General features: G+C 39.9%; 27 protein-coding genes. 15 read left to right on the top strand and 12 right to left on the bottom strand.

The annotated features are described in order from the left end of the window. Nucleotides 1-5 precede the first annotated feature (5 nt). Genes asd through pyk form a run of 3 tightly spaced genes read left to right on the top strand, consistent with a single transcriptional unit; the run spans nt 6 to nt 4,510 of the window. Complete coding sequence (gene asd, locus CH377_RS17550; RefSeq protein ID WP_100725040.1) at nt 6-1,052, top strand: aspartate-semialdehyde dehydrogenase; 1,047 nt, start codon at nt 6-8, stop codon at nt 1,050-1,052. A gap of 16 nt (nt 1,053-1,068) precedes the next feature. Then, complete coding sequence (locus CH377_RS17545) at nt 1,069-3,039, top strand: hypothetical protein (RefSeq protein WP_100725039.1); 1,971 nt, start codon at nt 1,069-1,071, stop codon at nt 3,037-3,039. Between the two features lie 40 nt (nt 3,040-3,079). Next, a complete protein-coding gene (gene pyk / locus CH377_RS17540; protein ID WP_100710676.1) occupies nt 3,080-4,510 on the top strand; it encodes a pyruvate kinase in 1,431 nt (476 codons plus the stop codon). An 18-nt stretch (nt 4,511-4,528) separates the two neighbouring features. Here the strand turns inward: pyk and CH377_RS17535 are convergent, their stop codons facing one another. Genes CH377_RS17535 through CH377_RS17525 form a run of 3 tightly spaced genes read right to left on the bottom strand, consistent with a single transcriptional unit; the run spans nt 4,529 to nt 5,497 of the window. Continuing rightward, nucleotides 4,529-4,801: a hypothetical protein gene (locus CH377_RS17535; RefSeq protein WP_100725050.1), complete on the bottom strand. Its 273-nt coding sequence runs from the start codon at nt 4,799-4,801 to the stop codon at nt 4,529-4,531. Between the two features lie 20 nt (nt 4,802-4,821). Then, entirely contained in the window at nt 4,822-5,205 is a 384-nt protein-coding gene (locus CH377_RS17530; RefSeq protein ID WP_100725038.1) for an LBF_4227 family protein, read from the bottom strand. Between the two features lie 13 nt (nt 5,206-5,218). After that, nucleotides 5,219-5,497, bottom strand: coding sequence for a DUF883 family protein (locus tag CH377_RS17525; RefSeq protein WP_100725037.1), 279 nt, complete (start codon nt 5,495-5,497; stop codon nt 5,219-5,221). 205 nt (nt 5,498-5,702) lie between these two features. Between CH377_RS17525 and CH377_RS17520 the strand changes: the two genes are divergently transcribed. Together CH377_RS17520 and CH377_RS19990 are read left to right on the top strand one after the other, a co-directional pair. Beyond that, nucleotides 5,703-6,116 (top strand): TraB/GumN family protein, encoded by a 414-nt coding sequence (locus tag CH377_RS17520; RefSeq protein WP_100725036.1) that lies wholly within the window; start codon nt 5,703-5,705, stop codon nt 6,114-6,116. A 12-nt stretch (nt 6,117-6,128) separates the two neighbouring features. Further along, a complete protein-coding gene (locus CH377_RS19990) occupies nt 6,129-6,434 on the top strand; it encodes a 4a-hydroxytetrahydrobiopterin dehydratase (RefSeq protein WP_100725035.1) in 306 nt (101 codons plus the stop codon). Nucleotides 6,435-6,457: 23 nt separating this feature from the next. Here CH377_RS19990 and CH377_RS17510 read toward each other — a convergent pair whose 3' ends face one another. Both CH377_RS17510 and CH377_RS17505 read right to left on the bottom strand, forming a co-directional pair. Then, nucleotides 6,458-7,006, bottom strand: a complete 549-nt coding sequence (locus CH377_RS17510; RefSeq protein ID WP_100725034.1) for a DUF1564 family protein — start codon at nt 7,004-7,006, stop codon at nt 6,458-6,460. Nucleotides 7,007-7,164: 158 nt separating this feature from the next. Continuing rightward, nucleotides 7,165-7,890 carry a response regulator transcription factor gene (locus CH377_RS17505; RefSeq protein ID WP_008588853.1) on the bottom strand — a complete coding sequence of 242 codons (726 nt, stop codon included), beginning with the start codon at nt 7,888-7,890 and terminating at the stop codon, nt 7,165-7,167. A gap of 226 nt (nt 7,891-8,116) precedes the next feature. Here CH377_RS17505 and CH377_RS17495 point away from each other — a divergent pair, with 226 nt between their 5' ends. From CH377_RS17495 to CH377_RS17470, 4 genes are all read left to right on the top strand, one after another. Further along, on the top strand, nt 8,117-8,557 hold the full coding sequence (locus tag CH377_RS17495) for a DUF4279 domain-containing protein (RefSeq protein WP_100725032.1): 441 nt from the start codon (nt 8,117-8,119) through the stop codon (nt 8,555-8,557). Between the two features lie 364 nt (nt 8,558-8,921). Beyond that, nucleotides 8,922-9,866 carry an EF-P lysine aminoacylase EpmA gene (epmA, locus tag CH377_RS17485; RefSeq protein WP_100725030.1) on the top strand — a complete coding sequence of 315 codons (945 nt, stop codon included), beginning with the start codon at nt 8,922-8,924 and terminating at the stop codon, nt 9,864-9,866. Nucleotides 9,867-10,056: 190 nt separating this feature from the next. After that, on the top strand, nt 10,057-11,055 hold the full coding sequence (locus CH377_RS17480; RefSeq protein ID WP_100725029.1) for an OmpA family protein: 999 nt from the start codon (nt 10,057-10,059) through the stop codon (nt 11,053-11,055). Nucleotides 11,056-11,245: 190 nt separating this feature from the next. Further along, nucleotides 11,246-13,507 carry an aconitate hydratase gene (locus CH377_RS17470; RefSeq protein ID WP_100725028.1) on the top strand — a complete coding sequence of 754 codons (2,262 nt, stop codon included), beginning with the start codon at nt 11,246-11,248 and terminating at the stop codon, nt 13,505-13,507. A 45-nt stretch (nt 13,508-13,552) separates the two neighbouring features. Here the strand turns inward: CH377_RS17470 and CH377_RS17465 are convergent, their stop codons facing one another. Next, complete coding sequence (locus CH377_RS17465; protein WP_100725027.1) at nt 13,553-14,227, bottom strand: TetR/AcrR family transcriptional regulator; 675 nt, start codon at nt 14,225-14,227, stop codon at nt 13,553-13,555. Between the two features lie 192 nt (nt 14,228-14,419). Here CH377_RS17465 and CH377_RS17460 point away from each other — a divergent pair, with 192 nt between their 5' ends. Together CH377_RS17460 and CH377_RS17455 are read left to right on the top strand one after the other, a co-directional pair. Then, nucleotides 14,420-16,117: an ArnT family glycosyltransferase gene (locus CH377_RS17460; protein ID WP_100725049.1), complete on the top strand. Its 1,698-nt coding sequence runs from the start codon at nt 14,420-14,422 to the stop codon at nt 16,115-16,117. Next, nucleotides 16,114-16,464, top strand: a complete 351-nt coding sequence (locus CH377_RS17455) for a Cys-rich protein (protein ID WP_100725026.1) — start codon at nt 16,114-16,116, stop codon at nt 16,462-16,464. Before CH377_RS17460 ends, CH377_RS17455 begins: the two co-directional genes overlap by 4 nt. A 7-nt stretch (nt 16,465-16,471) precedes the next feature. Here the strand turns inward: CH377_RS17455 and CH377_RS17450 are convergent, their stop codons facing one another. Continuing rightward, nucleotides 16,472-17,047, bottom strand: coding sequence for a lytic transglycosylase domain-containing protein (locus CH377_RS17450; protein ID WP_100725025.1), 576 nt, complete (start codon nt 17,045-17,047; stop codon nt 16,472-16,474). A gap of 164 nt (nt 17,048-17,211) precedes the next feature. On the opposite strand from CH377_RS17450, the gene CH377_RS17445 reads away from it, so the two are divergent. Together CH377_RS17445 and CH377_RS17440 are read left to right on the top strand one after the other, a co-directional pair. Then, the gene (locus CH377_RS17445) at nt 17,212-19,512 is read left to right on the top strand and encodes a sensor histidine kinase (protein ID WP_100725024.1); all 2,301 of its coding nucleotides are present in this window, start codon (nt 17,212-17,214) and stop codon (nt 19,510-19,512) included. Next, a complete protein-coding gene (locus CH377_RS17440; protein ID WP_100725023.1) occupies nt 19,509-20,183 on the top strand; it encodes an LIC_20245 family lipoprotein in 675 nt (224 codons plus the stop codon). The genes CH377_RS17445 and CH377_RS17440 overlap by 4 nt, the downstream gene beginning before the upstream one ends. A gap of 1 nt (nt 20,184) precedes the next feature. Here the strand turns inward: CH377_RS17440 and CH377_RS17435 are convergent, their stop codons facing one another. From CH377_RS17435 to alr, 4 genes are read right to left on the bottom strand one after another with little or no spacing between them, the layout of a single operon-like run. Then, nucleotides 20,185-20,949 (bottom strand): hypothetical protein, encoded by a 765-nt coding sequence (locus tag CH377_RS17435; protein ID WP_100725022.1) that lies wholly within the window; start codon nt 20,947-20,949, stop codon nt 20,185-20,187. Next, a complete protein-coding gene (locus CH377_RS17430; protein ID WP_100725021.1) occupies nt 20,946-21,845 on the bottom strand; it encodes a hypothetical protein in 900 nt (299 codons plus the stop codon). The genes CH377_RS17435 and CH377_RS17430 overlap by 4 nt, the downstream gene beginning before the upstream one ends. 10 nt (nt 21,846-21,855) lie before the next feature. Next, nucleotides 21,856-22,995, bottom strand: a complete 1,140-nt coding sequence (locus tag CH377_RS17425; protein WP_100725020.1) for a 1-acyl-sn-glycerol-3-phosphate acyltransferase — start codon at nt 22,993-22,995, stop codon at nt 21,856-21,858. Between the two features lie 18 nt (nt 22,996-23,013). Then, nucleotides 23,014-24,147, bottom strand: coding sequence for an alanine racemase (alr, locus tag CH377_RS17420; RefSeq protein WP_100725019.1), 1,134 nt, complete (start codon nt 24,145-24,147; stop codon nt 23,014-23,016). A 160-nt stretch (nt 24,148-24,307) separates the two neighbouring features. Here alr and CH377_RS17415 point away from each other — a divergent pair, with 160 nt between their 5' ends. Beyond that, entirely contained in the window at nt 24,308-24,796 is a 489-nt protein-coding gene (locus CH377_RS17415) for a DUF2505 family protein (protein WP_100710655.1), read from the top strand. 35 nt (nt 24,797-24,831) lie between these two features. Here the strand turns inward: CH377_RS17415 and CH377_RS17410 are convergent, their stop codons facing one another. After that, on the bottom strand, nt 24,832-25,296 hold the full coding sequence (locus tag CH377_RS17410) for a hypothetical protein (RefSeq protein WP_243402021.1): 465 nt from the start codon (nt 25,294-25,296) through the stop codon (nt 24,832-24,834). 181 nt (nt 25,297-25,477) lie between these two features. Between CH377_RS17410 and speD the strand changes: the two genes are divergently transcribed. Then, nucleotides 25,478-25,864 (top strand): adenosylmethionine decarboxylase, encoded by a 387-nt coding sequence (gene speD / locus CH377_RS17405; protein ID WP_008596834.1) that lies wholly within the window; start codon nt 25,478-25,480, stop codon nt 25,862-25,864. The last annotated feature ends 35 nt before the right edge of the window (nt 25,865-25,899 follow it).

The following is a 25,899-nucleotide window of genomic DNA, read 5'->3' as shown; positions in this document are numbered from 1 at the left end:
GTTCTATGAGCAAAATTAACGTAGCTGTTTTGGGAGCCACTGGCTCCGTCGGGCAAAGGTTTATCCAACTTTTGGAAAACCATCCTTATTTTCAGGTAACCCATCTATGCGCTTCAGAGAATAGCGCAGGCAAAACATATGCGGAAGTCATGAAGAAGCGTTGGAAGATCTCAGGTGATATTCCTAAATACGCTCGTGACATAATTATCACATTACCGGATCCAAAGGTGACCCAAGGTGTGAAATTAGCTTTTTCCGGTTTGGACGCTTCCGTTGCTGGAGAGGTGGAAACTTCTTTTGCCGAAGCTGGTATCCATATTATTTCTAACTCTAAAAATCATAGAATGGTGGAAAATGTTCCTCTTCTCTCTGCAGAAGTGAATGCGAACCATTTGGATGTGATCTCCAGCCAAAAAACTCCAGGCAAGATCATCACTAACTCGAATTGTACGATCATGGGAGTGACCATCTCTCTAAAACCTCTATACGAAAAGTTCGGTATAGAGTCCGTTATGTTATTCTCTATGCAGGCAATCTCCGGAGCGGGTTATCCGGGAGTTCCTACCATGGATATTTTGGGGAACGTAGTTCCTTTTATTGGCGGAGAAGAAGATAAGGCGGAGATCGAGCCTCTGAAATGTCTTGGAAAGGCTGAAGGTGGCAAGATCGTGAATGCGGATTTTAAAATTTCCGCTCATTGTAATCGAGTTCCGGTTTTCGACGGGCATACAGTTTGTGTTTCCGTGAAATTCAAGAGGACGCCTACGGAATCCGAAATTTTAGAAGCCTGGTCTTCATTTAAAGGCGAGCCTCAAGAATTAAAGTTGCCTCTTGCTCCGGATTTTCCGATTCTTTATCGTCAAGAAGAAGACAGACCCCAGCCTCGCCTAGACCTGGAGACAGGGAGAGGTATGACTACCGTAGTGGGAAGACTTAGACCCGATCCGATTTTAGATTGGAAATATGTTGTCCTAAGTCATAATACGGTCCGTGGGGCTGCCGGTGCCGCGATTTTAAACGCGGAATTGATGTATCGGAAAAACCTACTCTAGTCGAAGAGGATGACTCATGCTGGATCCCCAATCTCCGGAACTCAAGGTAGCGGATTATAACTCGGCCTTACAGTTAACCCAAGCTTTAGAGGCCAGAGGGGATTTCCAGTATAAGGGCATTCATAAATTAGTTCTGATCATTGGCGATTGGACTGAAAAGTTCGTAGCGAATAAAATTCTTCCTAGCGCGGAACAACTTTCCAGAGAACTGACTTTGGATAAGGAAAGAGTCAACGCTTATCTAAGAGAGATGAGCGCTCGACAAAATCCTCCTGTCGTGAAAAAGATCTGTATGGTGGATTATAATCCTACCGGAGATTCTTCTGACGGGAAGATCGCTTCCTTCTTAAGATTGATCACAGTATTTGCCAGACCTTCTCAAACGGATGCAGGTTCTAGTCATAGATATGTGGATGGGGTGAATCAAACTTCTTTCAGCTCTATCCAAAGATGGGTTAAGGAGAAGAGGCAATTCCCCGGGAAAGAAGGATTCCAGAAATGGATTTATGATTGTATTGATAATAATAAATTAAGCGAGACCTACGCTTCTTCCGAGATCGGGAATTTGTTTCAGGATAATTTCGATGTTACTCCTGTTCTAAAACAAACCACGATCAATATCCATTTGAAACCCGTGCTTAAGAAGTTAGTGGATTCTAGGATTCTGTATTTTTATAGGAATGAAAATGCTTTGAGCCCAGGAAACCGTTCGGTTTTTTATTATAATGTCCAAGATGAGATTATCGCTAGATTGGATGCTTATAAAAAGTATCTCAGCGAAAGGATTATCCCGGAATTACAAAGGATCGGCGTGCTTGGCAGTTTTTCGGAGCAAGATCTTCAGAATACTCGCTCCATTGCAGGACAGGTCCTTCCTTTTTTAAGTCCTGCCTACGGTGATCAAAAGACCGCAGTTGAGGAACTTCTTTCTCTCATCCATTTTGAAGAAGAGGAGAAGGAGAAAAAAGAGAAAGAGGAGAAGAAGGCCAAACTTTCCGAATTACTCGACTATATTAAATCCGCAAATCGATTGGTGGACCTGAATTATCTTCGATTCCGCGGAGAACCTATCGAAGAAGAAGTCAAAAATTTGATCGTCAATCATGATATGATTATGAGCGCTGATTTTGCGGATAAAAAAGGCCTATATGTTTTCGTTCTTCATAAAGATTGTATCAACGGAGCAGTCGAAACTGCCAAAAGAGTTTTTGCAGCTACAGGGAACGACAGTGAGATCCGTGTTTTAGCAAAAATGAATATCCGGGACATGATGGAGTCTCGGGAGGCAAGCTCCCAATTCGAGAAATTGGAATATTCTTCTCTTTTTAAATATCTTCCTTTTATCACCAGATTTTTCAGATCTCTTTTCGGGAATAATGTAGTTCATAGATTCGAAGCAGAAGAGATTAGAGCAAGGCTTGCTTCCGAGCAGAATAAAAAGATCCTAGAAGCAAGGACCAAGGTCGCTCAAGAAGAGAAGGTAAAACTTGCTGAAAGAAGAGTGAAAGACAGAGAAGCAGCCGAGGCAACCGCGAAGGCGAGAGCTGCGGCCGCAGTTGCAAATTCGGACTCGAATGCTCCTCCAAGAAGTTCAGGGCTCAGTTCTGAACAAGAGGCAGAAATTAAACGAAATCTTTCTGCGGTTTTAGACGTTATAGATCACGCTTGGGGCCAAGACGAACTTCCTGACAGGGAATATCTCTTACAAGCTTTAGGTGGAGATATGGATGAAAATACTCTGATCAACTTCCTGAAAAAGAATGCAAAAAAGGAAATCCATTCCTTTATGGTTAGAAATCAGGAAGAGCAGTATTCTTTTCCGATCCTTATTAGCAGAAGGTTCTTGAAAAAGAACGGCAAGGCCTTGCTGGATAAGGCGAAAAGGATAGTAGACGAGCAGAAAAACGCGGGTATGCCTGAACAGGAAAAGTTCGATTTTTATATTTCTTTTGAAGATTTTCTGAACAGAACCCTTCCTAAAATCTGAGCTCGGATCATTAGAGCAATTTTAATAAAACCGAATATACATGAAGAATGAATTAGTTAATTTCAGAAAAACTAAAATTATCTGCACGATCGGCCCTGCAACCGCCGACAAAAAAATGATCCAATCCCTTGCGGAAGCCGGGATGAATATCGCCAGATTAAATATGTCCCACGGGAATCATGATTTTCATAGATCCATAATTCGAGCTATAAAATCTCTGAATAAAGATGTATTAAAACATCCGATTGCGATCTTATTGGATACCCAAGGCCCTGAGATCCGTACTGGAGATCTGCAAGTGGATCATTTGGATCTAAAAGTAGGAGAATCTTTTACTTTCCATATTATTCCTGGAGAAGAATCCGAGGAACAATCTGTTTTCGTAAATTATCGCGATATCGTAAAAGATCTTAAGATCGGAGATAGGGTAACTGTAGATAATGGTCTCATCAATTTAGTGGTAGAAGAGATCCAAGAAACTGCTTTGAAATGTAAAGTAGTAGACGGTGGTAAATTAGGTTCTCGTAAACATATCAATTTACCAGGGATTCGTGTAAACTTACCTTCCATTACTCAGAAGGATCAAAAAGATATTCTTTTCGGCTTGGAAGAAGATGTAGATTTTATTGCGCTTTCATTTGTCCGTTCTGCGGAAGATATCCACCAACTCCGTAAGATCATAGAAGAAAATAACGGGCACACTGACATTATTGCTAAGATAGAAGACCAAGAAGCTGTTAAGAACATGCTAGAAATTGTGGAAGCTGCTGATGGGGTGATGGTAGCAAGGGGAGATCTTGGAGTGGAGCTTCCTATCGAAGAACTTCCACTGATCCAACGTGCTATTATTCGAGAATGTGCGATCAAAGGAAAAAGAGTGATCGTTGCGACTCACCTTTTGGAGTCCATGATCAATAATCCTTCTCCTACTCGTGCGGAAGTGACTGACGTTGCCAACGCAGTTTTTGAAGAAGCAGACGCTATCATGTTATCCGGTGAGACTGCAGCAGGAAAATTCCCAGTTCGTTGTGTGGATATGCTCCATAAGATCTCGGAAAGAGTGGAGAAGGCGCCGGGACTAGGTTATGTTTTGGAAAGAGTTCCTTCCAACAAAAAGGAAGAAATGGCTAGATCGGCGGCTATGCTCTCTGATTCCATCAAATCGCCTGCAATTATAGTGATTACTAGGAGGGGTACTACTGCTCTAAATGTTGCTTCCTTCCATCCTAGATTTCCTCTCATCTATGCCTTTACGAATATGACCACGGTCCGTCGTAAACTTTGGCTGACTCGAAGTGTAATTCCATATAGGATCGATTTTTCCAGCGATCCTGAAAAGACCATCAAACTCGCGATTGAAACTTTGAAGTCAAGCGGTCGGGTGAAGGATGGGGATCAGGTTGTGATCTTGTCGGATATTATTGCTGGTGCTGACCGGGTGGAGACGATCCAGATTCGAGAGGTGAAGTAAGATGGTAGGAACTCCAGACTATTCTGGAGTGTCCGTGACCTCTTGGTTCAGCAATTTTAGGACCCACTCCTGAAGTCCCAGACTTTGGAACGCCTCGATTATCATTCCTGTATAACTAATGGAAGATTGTAATCTTTCGAAACTTAATCGAACTTGGAGTTTTTTGATTTGTAGATAGAGTTGGAGTTCTTCCTTGCTCATTTCGGAAGGGTCTTTCCAGGGAGTATAGTCCTCTCCGGAAAGAGGATTCAGGGAGAAGATTCGATTTTCTTTGTTCTTAGCCTTGCTCATTGCGAGAGTTCCTTCCATTCTTACGCTTTAAGTTTTCGAATAAGAGCTAAAACGCTTATTAGAGAAATGAAAAAACAAAGACCTCCGGTTCCTAAGGCTGCTGGTAGTGGGTCGCCTGCAAATTGCCTCTGCAAATAAAGGAAAAAGCCAGCGAGAAAGAATATTACACTTATACTAATGAAGAAAAGAGCAATTCGGAAGAATACATAGGCTTGGATGCCTATTATAAGCTTTTCCGTTGCGATTTTTTTTGCGTATAGAAGAAGAGTTTCGAAATATTCAGCGATTGAATTGATGAAAGCGAGCAGGTGTTCCTTCAGCTCGAAACTTGAAAACGAAGTCCCATCCTGTGTCTCGTTATTTTCGTAAGGAATTCCTTCTGAATCCGTTCTTTTAGCGGCCAATGGATGTTCCGTATTATTTCCTACGACCGATAAGCATTCCTATTACCACGCCTATCCCGACTCCGACTCCTAATCCGATCAAAGTCGCTTTTTGAGGATTTTCTTTGATATAAATTCCTGTTTGATCGATGATTTGTTTGGCCTTTTCGCTGGTTTCACCAGTAACTTGTTTTAATTTTTCCTTTAGATCAGATACGTGTTCCAAGTATTCCTCCCGGGCCTTACCTGTAATTTTCTTGGCCTTATCTTTTAAAATTTGGAGTTCTTCGCTTAGATTATCACCTTTAGACATAAGAACGCCCTCCAGATACTTTTATGTTAGTATAGCTAATCAATTTCAAGAATTTTACATCTTGAAATCATTCAATCGTAAAAATTAAGGACTTTAAATTTGACCGTAGGGAAAAATAAGTCGATATATTAGGTCTAACCGGCAAACGGGTAGAAATTGAAGCGAAAACCATTCCGGTCGATGCAAAGTAAAAAGGGGATGGCACATGAATTTATTTTCGAAAATAGCTAAGATAAGAAGAACTCAAAGACAGAGAATATACAATAGAGCATATCGCCAAGCTCTGAAACATTTGAAGCGAGAATTTAAGGCGGAAGCCGACCGTCACGCACAAGCAGAGAAAGAATTAGAGAAATATTATCGTAAAGATGTAGATAGCGAGGCAAAAAAGACCCGCAAGAAAATCCAAGAGCTAGAAAACTATAAACTTCTTCTTGAAAGAAAGGAAATGGAGATAGAATCTAAACTCGCTTTTCTAAACGATCAATTACATAAAATCGAAGAGCTAAAAGCTAGAATGGACGGAGCTGTAAACTTAATGGCGCGTGCAGGATCTCTTTCAAATGGCGCGATCGACGACGCGGAAAAGATCAAGCAAGCCTTGAAAAAAGTGCTCTGATTTTAAGTTTTCATGGGTAATTCTCCGGTTCCACTTTCAATCGAGCAAATTAGGAAGGAACTCCCGACCACATGGGAAGTAGCAACTGCAGACGTAGTTCCAAAAATTGTTAGATTGTACAATTTACCTCGATATCTAGACGGAATAAAAATCATAGCGGCATTAGCAGACATAGCTAATGATATGGATCACCATCCAGAAATCTTTTTTTCGTATAGTTTTGTTAGAGTGGAACTATGTACCCATAGTTTAAAGGGATTATCCAGCTTTGATTTACAATTTGCTATTTCCGCCGAAAATCTCTTGAGTAATCTCTAATTTATTAGTAATACTATGAATCTTTAGGCGATTTTTGGTCCATGAGGATTTTTTCTTTTCACTTTAAAGTCAGATTTCGCTAGTTGGTATTCTAAGATCCATAACTCTCTAAAGAAAATCTTTGAATCAAAATTTGCATGTATTGCTGCTTTCACTTGCCAAATTATTTTTTCTGAATTTGAAAAGCCTTTAGATTTATAATCTTCCAATAATAGCACAAATAAGTAACACATGGAAACTCCATGACTAATAGCGAGACTTCTAAGTTGAGTCCAATCTTCTGATCTTGGTCTGAAGTTGAACTTTATATATCTATTTTCCTTCGATCTTCCTCGAGTGTTCTGGTATTTAGTATATATAGATTCAGAATTAATACGTTTATTTGAATGAAAACTTCTTCGCCGATTCGAAAGTGCCTTTCTTAGTAAATAGTTGATGCCATGTTTATGAACATATTTTCCCAAATGTGGAGGAATGAGAAGGGTTGAGACATTACGTTTCTTCCTAATTATATTTCCTAAAGCTATATTCTGGGAGAAGGAGCGGTGATAGGTGCGTTTTATTTTTTCCATTGAAGAGACAGGTCTCGAAATGAAAAAATGGAGCGTATTTTTTGCAGAAAAATTGCGATCTATTTGAACAACGGAATTTATTTTAGGAAGGAACTCCTTAGGAGTCCGTCCTTAAGGTAATTTAAGAACGGACTTTCATTAATCTGAAGATGAAAGACTTAATCTATAATTACGATTCCTTCATAATTATCAGTAAATCTATAACCAATACCCCAGATTGTTTCAATCCATTCAGGCTGAGCTGAATTTTTTTCCAACTTTGAACGAATTCTCTTGATATGGGAGTCGATCATTCTTTCAAATCCATCCCATTCCATTCCCCAAACGGCTTCTAAGATCATTTCTCTTGAGAACACTTTGCCAGGAGAAGTTGCCATAAGTTGTAGAATATCAAATTCTTTTCGAGAAATATTGATTACTTGATCTTTCAAAGTAACCCTACGTCGAACAGGATCGATTTTCAAAGATCCTCTGATAATTTCTCCGCCGCTTCCTATGTTCGGCTTAATACCCGCCTTTTTATCCCATCTGCGGAAGAATACATCTACTCTGGTTTTTAATTCTCTTACGGAGAAAGGCTTTGTGATATAATCATCTGCACCTAACTCGAGTCCCATAATTCGATCTATTTCTTCATTTCGAGCGGTAACGATGAAAATCGGTGTATTCTCATCAGATCTTCGGACTGTTCTACATACATCCATTCCGTCAATATCCGGTAAGGAAAGATCTAAAATTAAAAGGTCGGGGTGGTTTGCCTTATAGTATTTAAGGCCCTCTTCGCCAGAAGTTTGAATTGTGGTTCGGTAATGAGCTGAATCCAATGACTTTCGTATTAAATTCCCGATGTCCGGATCATCTTCAATTACCAGAATATTCTTCATAAGCGCCTCAGGTGTATTGGATGTTAAATTTAACCTCATTACAACATATTATTCCCACCAAAATTGTAACATAGCAAAAAATAGGATTTTAAATGTATTGATTGGAAAACAAAAATTCGAAAAATGCTATATGTTTGGCATTTTTGAAGGTTTTGCTGTTTGTCTTTAATGGTATTTCCGGAGAATTCTTATTTCTTAATGTGAAAAATCTGGTTTTGGGTAATTTATGAAATACAGTAATCCTTCCTTCCCCCGGAGTTGGGCTCTTATTGCAGTTTCGGAGCCTGGATTGGATGTTCACGAAGTAACCAGGACTCTTGGAATCCGACCTGACTTATCGGTGAATAAAGGAGTTCCTGCCATCTCCGGAAAATCGGTGACTTCTTCCTTATGGCAGATTCACTCGAAAAGAGACGCGAGCTCCCCCTTAGAAGATCATATCCAAGAATTATTGGAGAAAATAGCCCCTCGTCGTAAAGAATTCCAAAGTTTTTGCGAAAAACATAATGTCGTACTTTATTGTTCTGTTGAATTCAATAATGGTAATTTAGAAGAAACTGCACTAAGCGCTAGAACTCTTTTGTTACTCGGGAATCTTGGATTGAAATTGTCCTTTCACGCATGGAATATTCCGGAAAGAAGGAGAAGGTCAGAGGATCAGAATTAATTCCTCTAAAGAAAAGGTTTTAATGTATTTTCGGATCGGTGGTCTCGGCTTGGAAAGAATTAGTACTCGGTTCTTTTCTCGCAGATCTAAGGCGTATTTGATTAATTTTTCTATTACTGGGAATGGCAAGGTCTCGAATTTCGATATTTCTAATTTTACATGCCGATTTGTTTCATAGAAAGCCATTGCTAAAACAGAGTTTAACTCCCCCAAGACTTGATCGTTTACTTCATAAAGAAGAGGTTCAATTTCTACGGCCTTGGGTTTTTTTCTTATTTCAAAGTAACTGTATTTTCGGCTATACTCCACGGTAGTTTCCCTTTCTAAAGGATTAGTTTGCCATTTTGAGCGTTCATATTCAAAGATGAAGCTGAATAACTTAGAAATATTGTCATTTCGATCCAGATTTTTGCATGCTACGAGAACTTTTTTTCATGAAAAAGGATTCCTCGAGGTTGATACGCCAGCATTAAAAAAAATCCCAGGGATGGAGCCATATCTAGATCCATTTATGGTAGGATCTCCTTCGGAGACAGAGAAAGGATATCTGATTACCTCTCCTGAATATTCTCTCAAACAGGCTTTATCTTTAGGCGCGGAAAAGGTATACGAAATTGCACATACATTTCGTTCAGGGGAAAAGGGGAGTTCCTACCATACTGCAGAGTTCCTTATGCTGGAATTTTATCAAACTGGCATTAATTTACACCAGGCAATGGACCTTCTTGAAGAATTGATTCGATGGATTTGCCAAAAGCTTAGCCTTCCACTTCCGGAAAAATCATTCCAAAGAAAATCTGTGCAGGAACTCCTCTCAAGTTGGGCAGATATAGATTGGGATAGGCGCTCCCTAGAACAAAAAATCACTGAACTATCTATGACAAGTATTCCATTCAATTCCATGGAATATGAAGACTGCTTTTTTTTAATATTCTTAAACTTATTAGAGCCAAACTTCACTCAGGAATTTCAATTCATCTATGACTATCCTCCAGAAATGGCGGCTCTTTCTAGAATCGAGAATGGAGCAGCGAAAAGGTTCGAATTATATTTCGGAAAAATAGAATTAGCTAACGCATTTTACGAACTTTTGGACCCGATAGAACAGAGAGCTCGTTTTGAAAAAGAGCAAGCATTGAGAAGAAAGTTAGGGAAAGAAGTTTTTCCAGTTCACGAGGAGTTCCTTCAAGCATTAGAAAGAGGTATTCCAGAATGTTCCGGAATTTCGATTGGATTGGATCGTCTTCTAATGGTACTTTTGGGAAGGAACTCCCTATCAGAAGTTAGCCCGTATTGGCGAGAAATTTGAAAACAGTGGATTTTATTCTCTTCTGACTTCATTTAGAATTAAGAAAGCATCATGGAGGGTTCGATAATGAATATAGGCCTCGCAAAACTTTTGTTGCACGGATCATCTATCAATTTAACTTAAGATTTGATTTACCCTGAAAAGGGTTCTTCGATCAAAGAAATCCTGGCCTTTAGTGCGGACGGAGAATATGACTAAGAAGCAGAATTATTACGTCACTATAAAAGGCAAAAAATATGATCGAGGCCTGATCGAGTTGGCTGAGAAGGCTACCTCGGGTAAAAAAGACGGCCGTATTTCAATCGCAGACGCAAAAAAACTTCTCAATGCCGTTAAAGATAATAATACTTATACGGATATCGAAAAGAAAACAATGGAATATGTCCGTGAGAATTTTCAATTCACTACAAAAGCGGACGAGTGGTTTCGTACTGAAATTCGCAAATGGGCTGCTGAAAAATCTTCTCATGCTCACACTAAATCTTCTCCACAAGAGGAATATACTTCTCACGATGAAGCGATTAGTCTTATGAGTTCTCAACATTCTGAACCTTATAGAGGTTATATCCCGACTCCTTCTGCGGGACAGGCGAAAAAGCAAAATAGCATTCCTGTCCTGGTCCTATCTCTTATCATTCTTGGTGGTTTCGGAGTGGGGATCTATTATGCATTCCGAAACAACGGGAAAAAATCCGTTAATCATACGGAAGAAGTTAAAGAAAGTAAGCCTAAGCAAGTGGCGGAAGAGAAGAAGGAGACTTCCTCCTCTTCGGAAAAGGGGAGTATTTTCGGTTTCTTCTCTCAAAAGCATGAATCCGCGGTTTTTTCTGGAAAAGACGCAGAGCTTGCTTCTAAAATTCAATCTTCTCCGATTCTCTTTGATAAGAATGATATAAAAATTCCTCAATCCCAAAGAAGAGTTTTAGATACCCTTACACTTCTTCTCAAAAAACATTCGGATATTAAGGCCGTTCTAATCGGACATGCTTCTTCTGAAGGAACCGAAGAGGTGAATCTGAAAGTTTCCCAACTTAGAGCCGAGATGGTCAGAGATTATTTATTGGGGAATGGTTTGGAAACTTCTCGTTTCATTTTGGAAGCGAAAGGATCTCAAATAGTTTCTTCTCCTCAGGGGAAGGGGCAAAGCCAGGAAAAAAATAGACGAGTGGATATCCAAATCGTCAAGTGAAGGGGGGAATTATTTCCCTTTTCTTCTTTCTTTTTATTTCTGGTAGGAACTCCAGATACTTCTCCACATTCTTTCGTCTAATCTAATAGTAAACGGATATTCCGTATTCTTAAAATTGTCCTTTTGGCGGAAAAATCCTATACAAGCACCCCGACCCTAAGAGACGATGAAACCATCATCGGAGATGACAATGGCATTTGATATAGATATGATTCGTGCCCGGTATGAAAAACTCGGGAACCTGGTTAAAAAAGCCAGAGAAGTGGTCGGTAGACCTCTCACTCTGACCGAAAAAATCCTTTATTCTCACCTTTGGGAAGGAACTCCTTCCTCCAATTTTGAAAGAGGAAAATCTTACGTTGATTTTGCACCGGACCGCGTTGCAATGCAGGACGCAACTGCGCAGATGGCCTTATTACAATTTATGTCCGCAGGCAGAAGTAAGGTAGCAGTTCCTTCCACCGTACACTGCGATCACTTAATCACTGCAAAAACTGGTTCTTCTACAGACTTAGCAACCGCCTCTACCGAAAACAAAGAAGTATACGACTTTCTTTCTTCTGTTTCCAACAAATATGGAATTGGATTTTGGAAACCCGGAGCCGGAATCATCCACCAAGTAGTATTAGAAAATTACGCATTCCCTGGAGGAATGATGATCGGAACCGATTCTCACACCGTGAACGCAGGTGGATTAGGAATGGTTGCGATCGGAGTCGGTGGAGCAGACGCTTGTGATGTTATGGCAGGCCTCCCTTGGGAGCTTAAATGGCCGAAACTGATTGGAGTGAAATTAACTGGGAAGTTGAATGGTTGGACTTCTGCGAAAGACGTTATTTTAAAAGTAGCTGGAATTCTTACTGTAAAAGGTGGAACAGGTGCGATTGTAGAATATTTTGGCGAAGGATCTTCTTCTCTTTCCTGTACAGGAAAAGGAACCATAGCCAATATGGGAGCTGAGATCGGGGCAACTACTTCTACATTCTCTTATGACGAGTCTATGGAAAGATATCTTCGCTCCACTAATAGAGCCGATATCGCTGATTTAGCAAATGGAGTGAAGGAACACCTCACCGCAGACCCAGAAGTTTATGCAAATCCTGACAAATTTTTCGACCAAGTGATCGAGATCAATCTTTCCGAGTTAGAGCCTCATCTGAACGGACCTTTTACTCCTGACTTAGCTACTCCTATCTCTAAAATGAAAGAAGAAGCTCAGAAGAATGGATGGCCTACAAAAGTAGAAGTAGGTCTGATTGGTTCTTGCACAAACTCTTCTTATGAAGACATAGCTCGCGCAGCTTCTCTTGCAAATCAGGCTGCGGAAAAATCTTTAAAGCCAAAGGCAGAGTTTACAATCACTCCTGGTTCTGAGTTAGTTCGTTTTACTATAGAAAGAGATGGGTTCATTAAAGTTTTCGAAAAGATCGGAGCAAAAGTTTTTGCGAACGCTTGCGGCCCTTGTATCGGAATGTGGTCCAGGGTAGGAGCGGATAAAAAAGAGAAGAACACAATCGTTCACTCTTTCAACCGTAACTTCCAATCCAGGAACGATGGGAACCCGAACACATTTGCATTCGTGGGTTCTCCAGAGCTTGTAACAGCCTTGGCGATTGCAGGAGATCTTACTTTCGATCCGAACACAGACACTCTTACCAATGAAAAAGGGGAGAAGGTTAAATTGGATCCTCCAAACGGAGACGAACTTCCTAAAAAAGGATTCGATGTAAAAGATGCCGGTTACCAAGCTCCTGCGGCTGACGGTTCTGGTGTGCAAGTCGTTGTGGATCCTAAATCCAATCGCCTACAATTGCTCGCTCCATTCATTAAATGGGAAGGTACTGATCTAAAAGGGCTGAACCTTCTCATCAAAGTAAAAGGAAAATGTACGACTGACCATATCTCTATGGCGGGTCCTTGGTTAAAATTCAGAGGGCATTTGGATAATATTTCCAATAACCTTCTGATTGGAGCTACAAACATCTTCAATGAGAAGATCAATAGTGTGAAGAACCAATTGGACGGATCTTATGATGAGGTTCCTAAAGTTCAACGCCAGTATAAAGCGCAAGGGATCGGTTCCATCGTAATCGGTGACGAAAACTATGGAGAAGGTTCTTCTAGAGAACATGCTGCTATGGAGCCGAGATTTTTGGGAGTTAGAGCGGTTCTTGTAAAATCATTTGCTCGTATCCATGAAACAAACCTGAAAAAGCAAGGTATGCTTGCTTTGACATTTGCGGATAAGGCGGATTATGACAAGATCAAAGAGGACGATAAGATTGATATTATCGGGCTTACTGGTTTTAAAGAAGGAACTCCTCTTACATTAGCTTTACATCATAAAGATGGAAGTAAGGACGAATTTCAAGTAAACCACACTTATAATGCTCAGCAGATTGAATGGTTTAAAGCAGGAAGCGCTTTGAATTTGATCGGCGGCAAAAAGTAAAACTTTTGCGAAGAAAGCCGAGGCCTTAATAATGGTCTCGGCTTTTTATTTGGAGTCCGGTTTTAGACCCTTCTGTAAGATCCTCACCATTTCCTTGATAGTAGCTTTGATTTCCGATTCTGGAATTTTATAAACTACCTGAGCCATAAATCCTAACGCAAACGTCAAAGAAGAAATCCCAAACGCAACTGATTTCAGATCTGCTTTAGGATCAATCTCTCCTCCCTTTTTAAATTTTTCCAACTCATGGATCATTTCAGGAAGAGCCTTTGTATAAATTTTGGTCTGGATAATTCTACTAACGTCGGGATCTAAGATGATCCTGCTGACTGCGACTTTCATAAAGTCTGAATAATGTTTGAAATCGGAACATCTTTCCGTAATGGACTCGACCAAAGCCTCATCCAAATGAAGTTGTTTGGTCTCATCGCCTGCAGCTGAATCGCCCAGGTCGTCTGTTCTAGTTAGGATTGCTTCTAAGAGTCCCTTTTTTCCGCCGAAATAACGCATGATAAGAGCCTCGTTGGCTCCCGCAGTCTTGGCGATATCCTTGGTAGTCGCCGCATCATATCCTTTTTTGGCAAAAACTTGTATCCCCGCCTTCATCAAAGCGGTCTCAGTTGCCTTTCGGTCTCTTTTTTTCGGCCCTTTATTAGAACCGTGGGCACCCGCTTTGGATACCTTACTTTTTTTGACCTTCTTCTTAGGGGTTCGAACCATCTAACTGCCTATATGGGATGTATCCCGACCTTCGACTAATCAGCCAAGCGCATTTTTACTTTTTGATCCACTTTACTCTTGCTCGTTCCGTTTATTTTTACAATATGGTGATAAGTAAGTAAATGATTACATATGGGTTTTTCGATCTGTTCGGATCGGGACTCAGTAAAAAAGGGAACTTTCTTCAAATTTATGGTTTGGAATTCGTTTTTTAAAAAAGGCCTAAATGGAGATAGAATATTCGTTTCTCTGCTCGTTTTGTTAAACGTATTCCTTCTTCTTCCCGGATCCGGAGGGAACGCTATTTTAACCCAAGGGGATGAAGCGATGCATATCGCTACAATCCGAGAAAGTTTAGCTTCTTCTTCCTATCTTTTCCCAAAATTTGAAGGCGTTTTAAATCTCTACAAGCCGCCAGCTCTGTTTTGGCTCGGAATTTTTTCGGATAGTCTTTTTGGTGTCAGCTTTTTTGCGGAACGGTTTCCTTCCTTTTTACTCTTTTTTGGATCCTCTGTTCTAATTTACCTAGGAATTAGAAGAGCAGGCGGGAGTTCTAAACTAGCGTTCACAATTTCTTCTGCTTATACTTTGACCTTGGGAGTATTCAAATTCTCTCGTTTGGTGATGATGGAATCTTTATTGACCTTCTTCATTATCTTGGTCTCAGTCACTATCTTAGAGTTCAGGCTCTCTAAAAACCGGATCTGGTTATTTTTAGGTGGCCTCTTTTCAGGAATCGCAATTTTAATCAAAGGTCCTGTATTCCAGGTGTATAGTGGGATCATCTTAGGATCTTATTCCATTATTGGAATATTCCTTCTTCACTCAAATGGGGGATGGGCAGGCAAAAAAAGAATAGGGAAGGAACTCCTTTCCCATATCGTTTTCCATTTTTCTTCTTTGATTGTTCCAGTGATTTGGATCCTGGTACTTCTTTCCTATTCAGAATTGGGAAAAGAATTCCTAACGATCTTCCTATTTACAGAAAACCTCGGAAAATTCTCCGGAGCCACAGCTAATCAATCTGAATGGATTATCCCGATCGGGTTTTTACTCTATAGTTTCCCTTTCAGTCTTGCGATTTTTTCAGGATTTTATTCTAAATTATTCCAAAAGCCAAAGTCTTTGAGGGAAGTTGTCGGGAGTTCCTACCTTTGGGCCATCCTTACCATCTGCTTGGTCCATTTGGCGCCGAATCGTAAGGATTTTTACTATCTTCTTCCTTTGATTCCGTTGGCTTTCTTGGGAATCGGATTATTCTTCATTCGAAAAAAGGAAGTTCAATTCTCGAAACTTCTCTCTTTAAACTATCTCTTCTGTTTCGGGGTCAGTGCCTTGGTTTTGGCCGCGATGTGGGGTTTTGAAATTCTTCTGGGTAAAAATATCTGGGCGGAATTGCTATTCACAACATTTTTAATTTTGGTTTTTATATGGGGTAGAAGGATCCGAGCTCAAAAGTCAGGAGTTCCTTCCACCACTACATTAAACCTAGTACTCGCGGCCGGTTTACTCTCTTATATCCAATTTTCCATTCTTCCCAGAGTGAATCTAAGTGAGGTTCCGGAAAATGGGCCATTCACGAGTGCAAAACAGATTTGCATAGTTTCGGAAAACCCTTGGACCGCACTTACTTTTAGAAATGCACTTCCAGGTGCTGAGATCATTCATTCTGTTCCGGGTGCAGATCGAAATTGTGTGGATGGTGTTAGACATTTGGTCTTCTTCCAGGAACCGATCCCTATCCCGTCTGGATATCAACTTCTACAAACACAAACTGTTTGGAAAAGAGATGTTACCCTGAAGGAACTCCTGAGCCCAACTCAGGGGAAAGAATACGTATACTTTTATGAGCCTTCTCGGAGTAAGAATTCCGAATTGGAGAGTCGATGAGCCCAATCCCTTTTAGAAAAATTTTCCCTTATCTTCCCATTTTTGTCTTGGGCTTGGCCGTGGGCACATTTATCGCCTTTAAATATTCCAGAGGGACTGTGGTTCAGTCCGGTATGGAGTGGGAAGGAAAAGAGATTTGCCTGGATTATTGTGATAATCTTGCGAAATGTACAAAAAAAGAATTACCCCAAACTTCTGAAGATCAATTGTATAAGGTGGAAAATTCCTGCTTAAGAGGTTGCAGAAAACATTTCGATAAGATGCAGGTATGTCTCCAACCGGAGAAGATGGCAAGTTGTTCCGAATTAACTTCGTGTCTATTTGGAGAATTAAAAAAGTATTATTAAAACTTTCTTAATACTCTCCTTTCCAGAAACGATTTACCTTTTTAACGTAATCTTTCGTTTCTTTATAAGGAGGAATTCCGTCGTATTTTTGGACTGCACCCGAACCGGCGTTATAAGCAGCGATTGCCATATCGGAATTTCCGAATTTTTTCATCATATCCGCAAGGAATTTGGTCCCGCCTGCGATATTTTCTTCCGGATCAAATGGATTCTCCACACCTAAAATATCAGCTGTCCCTGGCATAAGTTGCATTAAGCCGATTGCACCTTTTGAAGAAACCGCATTAGGTTTAAAATTGGACTCCGCTTTGATCACAGATTTGACCAAGTTCGGATCTAAATGATTTTTATAAGATTCTCTTTCTATAATACTGCTTAGATCTTTGGGAGTCGGATCGTTCTCTTGGGAGAAAATTCCCTTCATTTTGGAGTCCAACTCCTGGGAGAATTCTGATTCTATCTTTTTAGGTGTAGGATCTCCGTCCTGAGCGGGGGGTTTCGGCTGAAATCTCTCGGTGATTCCCTGGATTTCTTCCATTCTCGAGACAATTCTGCGATAAGATTCTAGATCATCTAACTTCATACAGGCCTTCTTGGAGTTCCTACCTAAGCCGAAATGGCTAATCTTTACACCCTTATTATGTCTCTCGGCTGAAATTATCTATCTCCTGAGTCTTTTTTGCAGGTTTTAGAAAGGAAATCCAAGGGTTTCTTGAAAAAACCCGGTGCCTGAGAACGATAGACCGCGTGATAGAAATAGAAATAGTCACAACACCAAGGCTCACGGCTTTCCCGGTCTTCCTGGCTTTCAGCCGAGGATACTTTGAAGAAGAAGATGTACTCGTCAGAGTTAGAGCACTCAAAAGTTACGAGGCAGTACTTGCTCATTTGAGAGAAGGTAGGGCAGAAGCAGGAGAAATTCCTTTCACTGCATGGGCTCACCAACAACTCAAAAAAACTTCTCCTCATTGGACTTTTTATAGAGGAGTCGTTTTATCTTGTTTGGTGCATGGATTTTATTCCGCTTCTTATATGGAAGCCGAGTCCATCCGAGATTCTTATCACAGTTTTTTACCTATATTACATCCGTATTCCTTAGATAGATTCGTAGCAGAGGAATTTTTTCGCTCCGAAAACTATCATCGTAGAAAACCTGTACCTTATCTTACCACAAGACCTACATTACTCGCCCATGAATTCATTCGTGCGGAGTGTTTGGGTGCGGCCGCTTCTCTCCAGGAATATCCATTTTTTGGGGAGAAGGGTTACTGCCTCACTGTGGAAAACGAAATCCCTCCTTATTACTTGCCTACGAATATGCTCGTATTCACAGGAAGATTCGCTTCTAAGTTTCCGGAAGAAGCAAATAGAGTTTCCAGAGCGATCAAAAAGGCAATGGAAGACCTGGCGAATCATGTGGCTTATGAAGGAGATTCTTTTGTAGCGGATTGGGTAGGTCCTTGTCCTTGGAAACCGGGAGAACTGGATGGATTTTATAGAAGGCCTGTCCCTGAGCTTGGAAAAATTTTGTCCGGAATGCCTGCATTAGAAGATGTACGTTTCGTGATGGAAATGTATGGAAAAACTTTCCCCGGTTTGGATGGAGGAAAGAAAATTTTAGAAAATTTGGCTCATTCAGTCGCAGATAACCCTTTTCCTAAATTTCCTTCTTCGATTAAACAGACAAATTCCAAATTTTATAATAATTATTATTCAAATGGAAAATCCAAGTTCGGAAATATCGTAAAAGATATCTCTCCTCTCAGAAGTTTAGTTTCTGAAATGAAAGAATTGGCTCTTTCTCTCTTTTTAGGAAGAAGAGAAGTTTCATTGGACACACAACTTCCTAAAAGCCCTTACCTTTTTATACGTTCCACAGTGAACGCAATATTAGATTATTTGAATCAAGAGATCAGGGATATAGAAGAGAAGAACAAAAGGCTTTCCGAGGATAATTATCTATTAGAAACTAGATTGGATATAAGCGACCTAAAACGCCAAACTACTGAAGAAAGATACCGTTATATGTTCGAGTTTGCGACTGATGCGATGATCATTGTAAACGCGGACACAAGAATGATCGTGGATGCAAACAGAAGATTCAGAGAAGTTTCAGGCTACCAAACTTCCGAGATCAAAAATATCAGACTCGCAAGAGTTCTTCCCGATATTTTGGAACAAACAGAATTGAAATCTCCCGGTGGAAAGGATCAAAATATGACTTTCATTCCGGAAGCAGGCCTAATCTTAAAAGATGGTACAAAATTTTCAGTGGGCTTAAGTGTTACAGGTTTTAGTGCGGAAACTAAAAGATTTTATCAGATCCAAGTAAATGATAATGCATTAATTTTAGAATCAGAGAAGATCAAACATGAGTTTATATCCAATATATCTCATGAACTTAGATCTCCTATGACGAATATCCAAGGGTATTTCGACCTTCTGTTTGTGGACGAACAACTTCCTTTAAATGAAGATCAGAAGGGAATGACGGATGTGATCCGTAAAAATGTGAGGAGGTTGAACTTTCTAATAGATAACCTTTTACAATTGGAGAAGAAGGATTCACAAACTTCTGAAGAAATGTACGAAATTTTCGATCCGTTAACCGTGATCGAAGAAGTCCTTTATATTAATTCTCCTTCCGCATCCGAAAGCGGACTGACTGTGACTACCAATCTTTCCGAAAATCTAAAACTTAAGGGAGTAAGATTCGAATTCTCTCAGATCATAACGAATTTTTTTGTGAACGCGATAAAATATACCGAAAAAGGTGGGATCGATGTTTCTCTTAAAAAGATCGCAGATAAAAAAATAGAGGTTCGATTTACAGACACAGGGATAGGTATAGATCCTAAATATAAAGAACTGATCTTTGAAAGATTTTTTAGAATACCGGACCAAAGAAACAGAACTGTGGGTGGTACTGGACTCGGGCTTTCTATTAGTCGGACCTTAATTAATAAAATGGGAGGAGAAGTCATCGTAGAGCCGAACCAAAAGGGTGGCAGCATTTTTAAGGTGATTTTACCTTTGTATTCTGAATGAATCAAAAAAGAACGTTTTTAATCTTATCCTTGCTCATCGTTTCCTTAATCGGGATTTTTTATCTTCTATTCCCGGGAACTTCTACAAAAGAAAATCCAAGCTACCAAGGTGGACTCTCTGAGGAGACCCTAACTCGGCAGGAAAACTCCTTATTCGAAGGAGGATCATTCTTGGACTTTTCAGGACATGTAGAAGAGACAGTCTCAGGACCGATTGCAGTTGCAGAAGAGCCGAGTTCTAAACCAAGCAGAACAAAATCTTATTTAGAAAGTTTAAGTCCGGAAGAAAGGGCTAAATTATACGATCAACTTTATGAGAAGTTCAAACCTCTCACAGAAAAATTCCCGAACAATTCTCTTATTCCTAAAAAACTTTCTGAAGAAGAAATGGCTAAGAAGAAAGAGAATGAAGATCATTATTATAGGATTCAAAGAGAAATTTTAGAAAGGAAAGACGTGGCTAAGGAAGAAATGTCGTTCTATCTAAATGCAAAACTAAAACGATCAGATGATATGCTGGAGATCCTGAAATATGGAATGGAGAATTACCAAAAATTAGTGGGAGAAAATCCAAAAAACGCCAATCCGGAATATGAGAAACTTATAAAGGAAAGATTGGATGGGATTTCTAAGAGTAGGGAAGAAGTTATCTCCGCCCAAAATGGGAACTGATCTAAATACTTTTACGTTTCCTTTTAGAACTTCTTTTGTCTTGAGGAACTTTTGTCTTCTTTGCAGCAGGTTTTTTAGAAGAAGGTAATTTCATTTTGTTAAGAGTATGAATTAGATTCACAAGCTCTTCCGGATTCAAAACGGATAAAATAGAAATTACCTTTTGAAAACCTACCTGTTGTAATAGATTCACTGCATTTTTAGTTCCTAAACCTTTGAGTAAGGCTGGAATTTCCGAGATGGATCTTTTACGGATCCATTCCGCGCATTCTTCCGGAGTTAAAGCCTTGGTTAAAGGAACAAAATCTTTTACAGGTAATGCTTTTGTTAGTTCCAGAAAAGAATCAATGCCTATTGCATTCAAATAAGCAATTGAAGAATCAGGACCGATATTCATTAAGATCTCTACGATCGTTTTAGAACCTATCGTATAATTGATCTTGGAAACATCTAAAGGAGAAATGGACTCCGCTAAAAATTTCAGATCTTTTAGGCCTAGATGTTTTACATAATATACTAGATCGGATGGGACTGTATTCTGGATCAGGTCCACAAGAGTTGTCTCTTGGATGGATTGTAAAAGAGTTACTATTTCTTGTTCGCTTAGATTTTGGCTTAAGAATAAAAGTTTTTTATGATCCACCTTTTCCGAAATGGAAAACAACGCCTCGTAACCTAGATTACGGAATAACTGGAAGGATTTTTGAGGCCCTAGTTTATCCAGGTATTCTAATGCGTTTTGGATGGTGGAGATTACCTTCTTCATCCTAAAATATCCGAGAGTAGATCCAGAACCAAAGGAGAAAGTGATCTTTTAGCGTGGACCTTTCTGATATTAGACGCTGCATCCTCCGAGATTTTTCCGATCCATAGATCCAGCTCGGGCTCTGAAAGACCTATAAACTCTTTCAAGGTTTCTTTTCGATAATGATTCAGCAATGTATCTCTGCTTACTGAGTATAAATTTTCCATCGCTTTGCGGACTTTTTCATCGCTTGCAATTGCTCTTCTGATCCTATCCGTTCCAGCACCGAATCTGGAAGTATCTAATCTTCCCAGATCATTAAAACCTGTTTGAAGAAGGATTTTCAAAGTATTTCGGATCACTGTCTGGATCTCTTGTGTTCCGGAACCTATGGAAACAAAGTCAGCGATCCTTTCAGTAAAAGTAGGCAATAAAGAAGATAAAAATTGAGAGATCTGTTTTTCTAAACCTGCTGCTTGGAAAACTCCATGCAAAGGATTTATTTTTTTATGAAATTCGCTTAGTACCTTCTCCAAACCTTGGGAGAAGATTGCCTGTACTTCCGGCTGATTTAAGATCCCTAAGATCAGATTTTTAGAAGGAGCAGCTTGAGTTCCTGCTATAAACTCCACAATAGAGTTCATAGATTCTTCGGAAAGAAATTCATCCGCAGAAGTGTAGGGGAATGCTTTCTCTATTGGAAATTCTTCCGCTAAAACCTTTAGTTTTTCTTCCGGAAGACGAACCAGTCCTAACGCGGAAGGGGAGATTGAAAGATCTTCCGGGAAAATTTCCTCTAAGCTGGATCCGAATAAAAAATGTAAACTTTTACGTATGCTGTTTTCCAGAACGCCGGGTTTAGTGATCCAGTTCTCTACCCTAGCCTTACGGGAAACAAATCTTTTCCAAAATGCCAAATATTACTCCTCAGGCTTTGATCGTGGACCAAACCGTATCCAATTTAGGAAGATGATACGTGAGTTGGTTTTTATGATATAAGACCAAATTTTTCTTTTTTAAATTATGAAGATCTTTCGGAATCTGGAATAATTTCTCTAAGAAAACTATATCGTTTCCTTCTAATTTTAGGAATCCACCTTTTTTGGCTTTCTCTAAAAAAGAATCGAATGCGTGTTTTACTGCGTTTGTTTTGAATTTTTCGGAAATATAAATTTCGGGATGGTTACTTTTGATCTTCTCCGCTAAAGATAAAAGAAGTGAAAATAATTTTTCCTTACTTTCTTTAGCCTTTCCTTCAAATTTTAGAACCATATAAGAAGCCAAATTTCCTGCCGTGATCGTATATCCACTGCCTAATCTTTCTTTTACTATTCCGGAAACTTGATCCGCATCTGCATTCTCCGGAATAGGGAATTGTCCTCCATAACCTATATGAAGTTCTGATTTTTTAGAAGAAAAATAATCATAGGTCAAAGTGAAGGATGTAAAATTCAAATTTTTGAATTTAGTTCTGAGGAAATAGACTCCTTTTTTGACCTGAGCCATATATCCGTCCTGGTTAAAAACTCCTTCCGGAAAAAGGAAAAGGTTTCTTCCTTCTGAGATCCTGTCGGAAAGATACCCCCATTCTTGGTCTACCATCTCTCTCAAGAGTCCTTTTTTCAGAAGTTCTCTCGCATTGTCTCTGAATGGTCTTTTAATCGGAACACAACCGATATAATCCATATACTTAGGAATAATCCCTGATTTATCTATAAGTAAGAAGATAAGTTTCAGAAGTCCTTTCGGTTTAAACTCCTTCACTAAAAAATCTTCTCCTAATATATCTTCTCTAGCAGGGATTGCGAATTTTATAGAAGGATGTACGTGGGGGTAAACAGCTGCGAGAGCAGGAACATCTCCTTCCCAAACATGGTTGGCCATTAAGATAGAAGGATAGGGCGCCTCTAAAATTTTATTTGGATTACTTGCAGGAAAATGTTCTTCGAAGCCATCGAATAGTATCCCTCTTACTTTGAATACGATCTTGATCATAAAACTATAGGTTTTAGTCGTATATACCGGCTGAACTTGTTTTGGAGTTTCTTTTTCTGTGATCGGATCCATCCAGTTCCTCTTCTATTCTTATTCTGCTATTTTTTTAGGGACCGACTCGCTGATCCGAGTGGTAACTTCGTAATTAATCGTATAAGTCCAGTTTGCATGATCATCTGCGGAAATTTCTTCTTCTCCTTCTTTGCCTAAGATAGTAACCACGTCTCCTATCTCCGCATCATGAATATGTGTGATATCCAACATTGTCATATTCATACAGATCCTTCCTAGGATCTTAGCTCTTTTTCCTTTTACGAGCATGACTCCATTATTGGAAAGTTTACGGTCCAGGCCTTCGTAATAACCGACCGGCACAACAGCAATCCTGGTAGGCGCGCTTGTTTGGTAAGTAGAACCATAACCTACAAAACTATCTTCCGGAACAGTTTTGATATGAACGATTCTTGTTTTCCAAGAAAGAACAGGAGAGAGATTAAAATCTTTTTTGCCACTTAGATGTAAAGAAAGTCTAGTTTGCAAGCTAGGCCAGAGACCATAAAGAGAGATCCCCACTCGAACTAGATCGTAATGAGCTTCCGGAAACAACATTGTAGAAGCGGAAGCACATGCATGTTTCACTAAATTTTTGAATCCGAGTTTTTCTGCGAGAAGTATGGCTTCCGAAAAAGACTTCATTTGTTCTTTGGAATACTTTTGTTCCAACACATCTTCAGTGCTTGCAAAATGGGTCGCGATTCCATCTATCCTTAAGTCTTCTGATTTGATTTCGGAAAGTGTTCTTTCTAAATCAGCACCGAAAAATCCCAAACGAGCCATTCCAGTATCCACCTTCAAATGGATCTTAGGAGAAGGTTTACAATTTGTTAAAATTCTTACTTCTTCCGTTCGAGATACTATGATCCAAAAATTTGGGTCCGAAACTTCGGAAATTCTTTCCGTTAGGCCGGGAATTTCTCCCATGATCAAAATTTTGAACTCAGGATATTTTTCGCGGAGAAGTTTTGCTTCTTCCAAGGAGTTTACCCCGAAAAGATCTGCTCCTGCTTTGTGAGCAAGCTCAGCAGTTTCTAAAAGTCCATGACCATATGCATTTGATTTGATGACTGCAGTGAGTAAGGTCTTAGGGGAGAGAAGTGCGCGAAAATTTTTCAGGTTCGCTGAGATCGCTGCTCTGGAAAGTTCTATCCAAGTTCTATCTTTCATTCTTTGAAATTAGCGTGAGATCTCTAGTCATGAGCCCCTTTTACGGCCAGCCTGTCATTCGGATTTTTCCTTTCGACAGGAAGGAAAAAAGGGTTTCCCGAGTGGGGAAATACAAACAGACTGCCCGGGAAACGGCTAAACAAATCCTCAGGATCCCCGGATGAAACAATATAAAGTAGTACAAACTTTCCCAGTTCCCCTCCAAGATCTACTCAGAGCGAGAGAAGATAGATACAAATATTTAGATAGATTCCCCGAGTTGAAAAACGTGGAATTATTGGAGGAAAGAAAAGAGGGAAACAAAGTTTACCAAAAAAGAAAGGTAAAGTTAGCCGAATCCCTGCCAAAGGTGCTCGCTACACTTCTTTCGGATCCTTCTCTTTTAGAAGATTCAGTTTTCGATATCTCTACAAACACCCATGAGTTTACGATCGCTCCTCCAGGAAACGATTCGATTGTCACTATCAAGGGATTCTCCGTATACAAGGAGATCAGCCCTTTGGAGTCAGAGAGAAGTTACGAAGTAAAAGTAAGCTCCGGAGTATTCTTAATGGGCTCAGTGATTGAAACAGTCATCGAAGAGATCCATAGACATTCTTTGGAGAAGGATAAAAACTCCATCTCCGAATTCCTGAAAAAGGGAGATTGAACAAAGGAAGAAGCCTTACCGGCTTCTTCTTAATATTACAAAATCGTTTCTAGATCGGATTTACTTGGCAACCCGGGCTTTGCGATTAAAAGTTCTTCTCCTAAATTGAAAACTCCCCAAGCTGGCTTGGATTCTTGTATTGCTGGCAGGATCTCCGAGAATCTATCGTCAGAGAGGATCGTTTCGTAGTCAGGATCTTCTTCTTCCAATCTTAGAATACTCCAACCTAAAGAATTTAATTCCTCGAGGAGTGTGGTACTTACGCCACAGTCTCCGCAAGATTTAGGAGTTAAGATAAGTATGATTCCTTTTTTTTCATTCTTCTCTGCGTTCGCGATCGCTTCTTGTTTGGAATGAAAAACAAAAGAAGAAGTTTTTAAGAAGCCAAACTTCTCTTTGTTAATGTAAATCAGCGTACCTAAAATAACCCAAAAAACCCCGAAAAAGCTCAAAAGGACCCATTTTTGAATTCGTATGTCTTTGATGTTCTTACTTCTCATTTGATTTCTTCACTCTATTCGTCGGAAAATTCTGATCTTATCTCTTTGTAGGATCTTCCGATCTTAGAAAAAGCTGCACAGAAAAAATAAATATAAATTTACGTAGAGAGTTGACAAAAAAACATAGTCATACGCATGCTCGGTTACTAACCAGAATCGGTTCGGAGGTGTCAGGCAGTAGATGAACGCATTGGGAAAGCACGTAATTGCAGAGTTTTATGAGTGTGATTACGAGACCATCAACAATCACGAATTGGTAGAAGATATCATGTTGAAGGCAGTCGACCTCTCCGGTGCCACCACAGTTAAATCTGTTTTTCATAGATTTAGCCCGTTTGGTGTGAGCGGTGTGGTTGTCGTGAGCGAATCCCATTTCGCCATACATACCTGGCCCGAATACGGTTATTGTGCGATCGATGTCTTCACTTGCGGAGACCTAATCGACAATCAGGCAGCTTTGGAATATCTCAAGGAACGCTTCGGCTCAAAGAGCATCTCCGTAGTGGAAATGAAGCGCGGTTTGTTGAAACTTGGCGTAGACCTACCTCACAAACCAGTTGGGAAATAAGTATCTTCTCTCCGGCAGAGCCGGAAACACCCTAA

Origin of the sequence: Leptospira haakeii, assembly GCF_002812045.1 — a bacterium.
Classification (GTDB): domain Bacteria; phylum Spirochaetota; class Leptospiria; order Leptospirales; family Leptospiraceae; genus Leptospira_B; species Leptospira_B haakeii.
The sequence above is the reverse complement of the archived record's forward strand: the minus strand, read 5'-3'. Positions and strand labels throughout refer to the sequence as shown.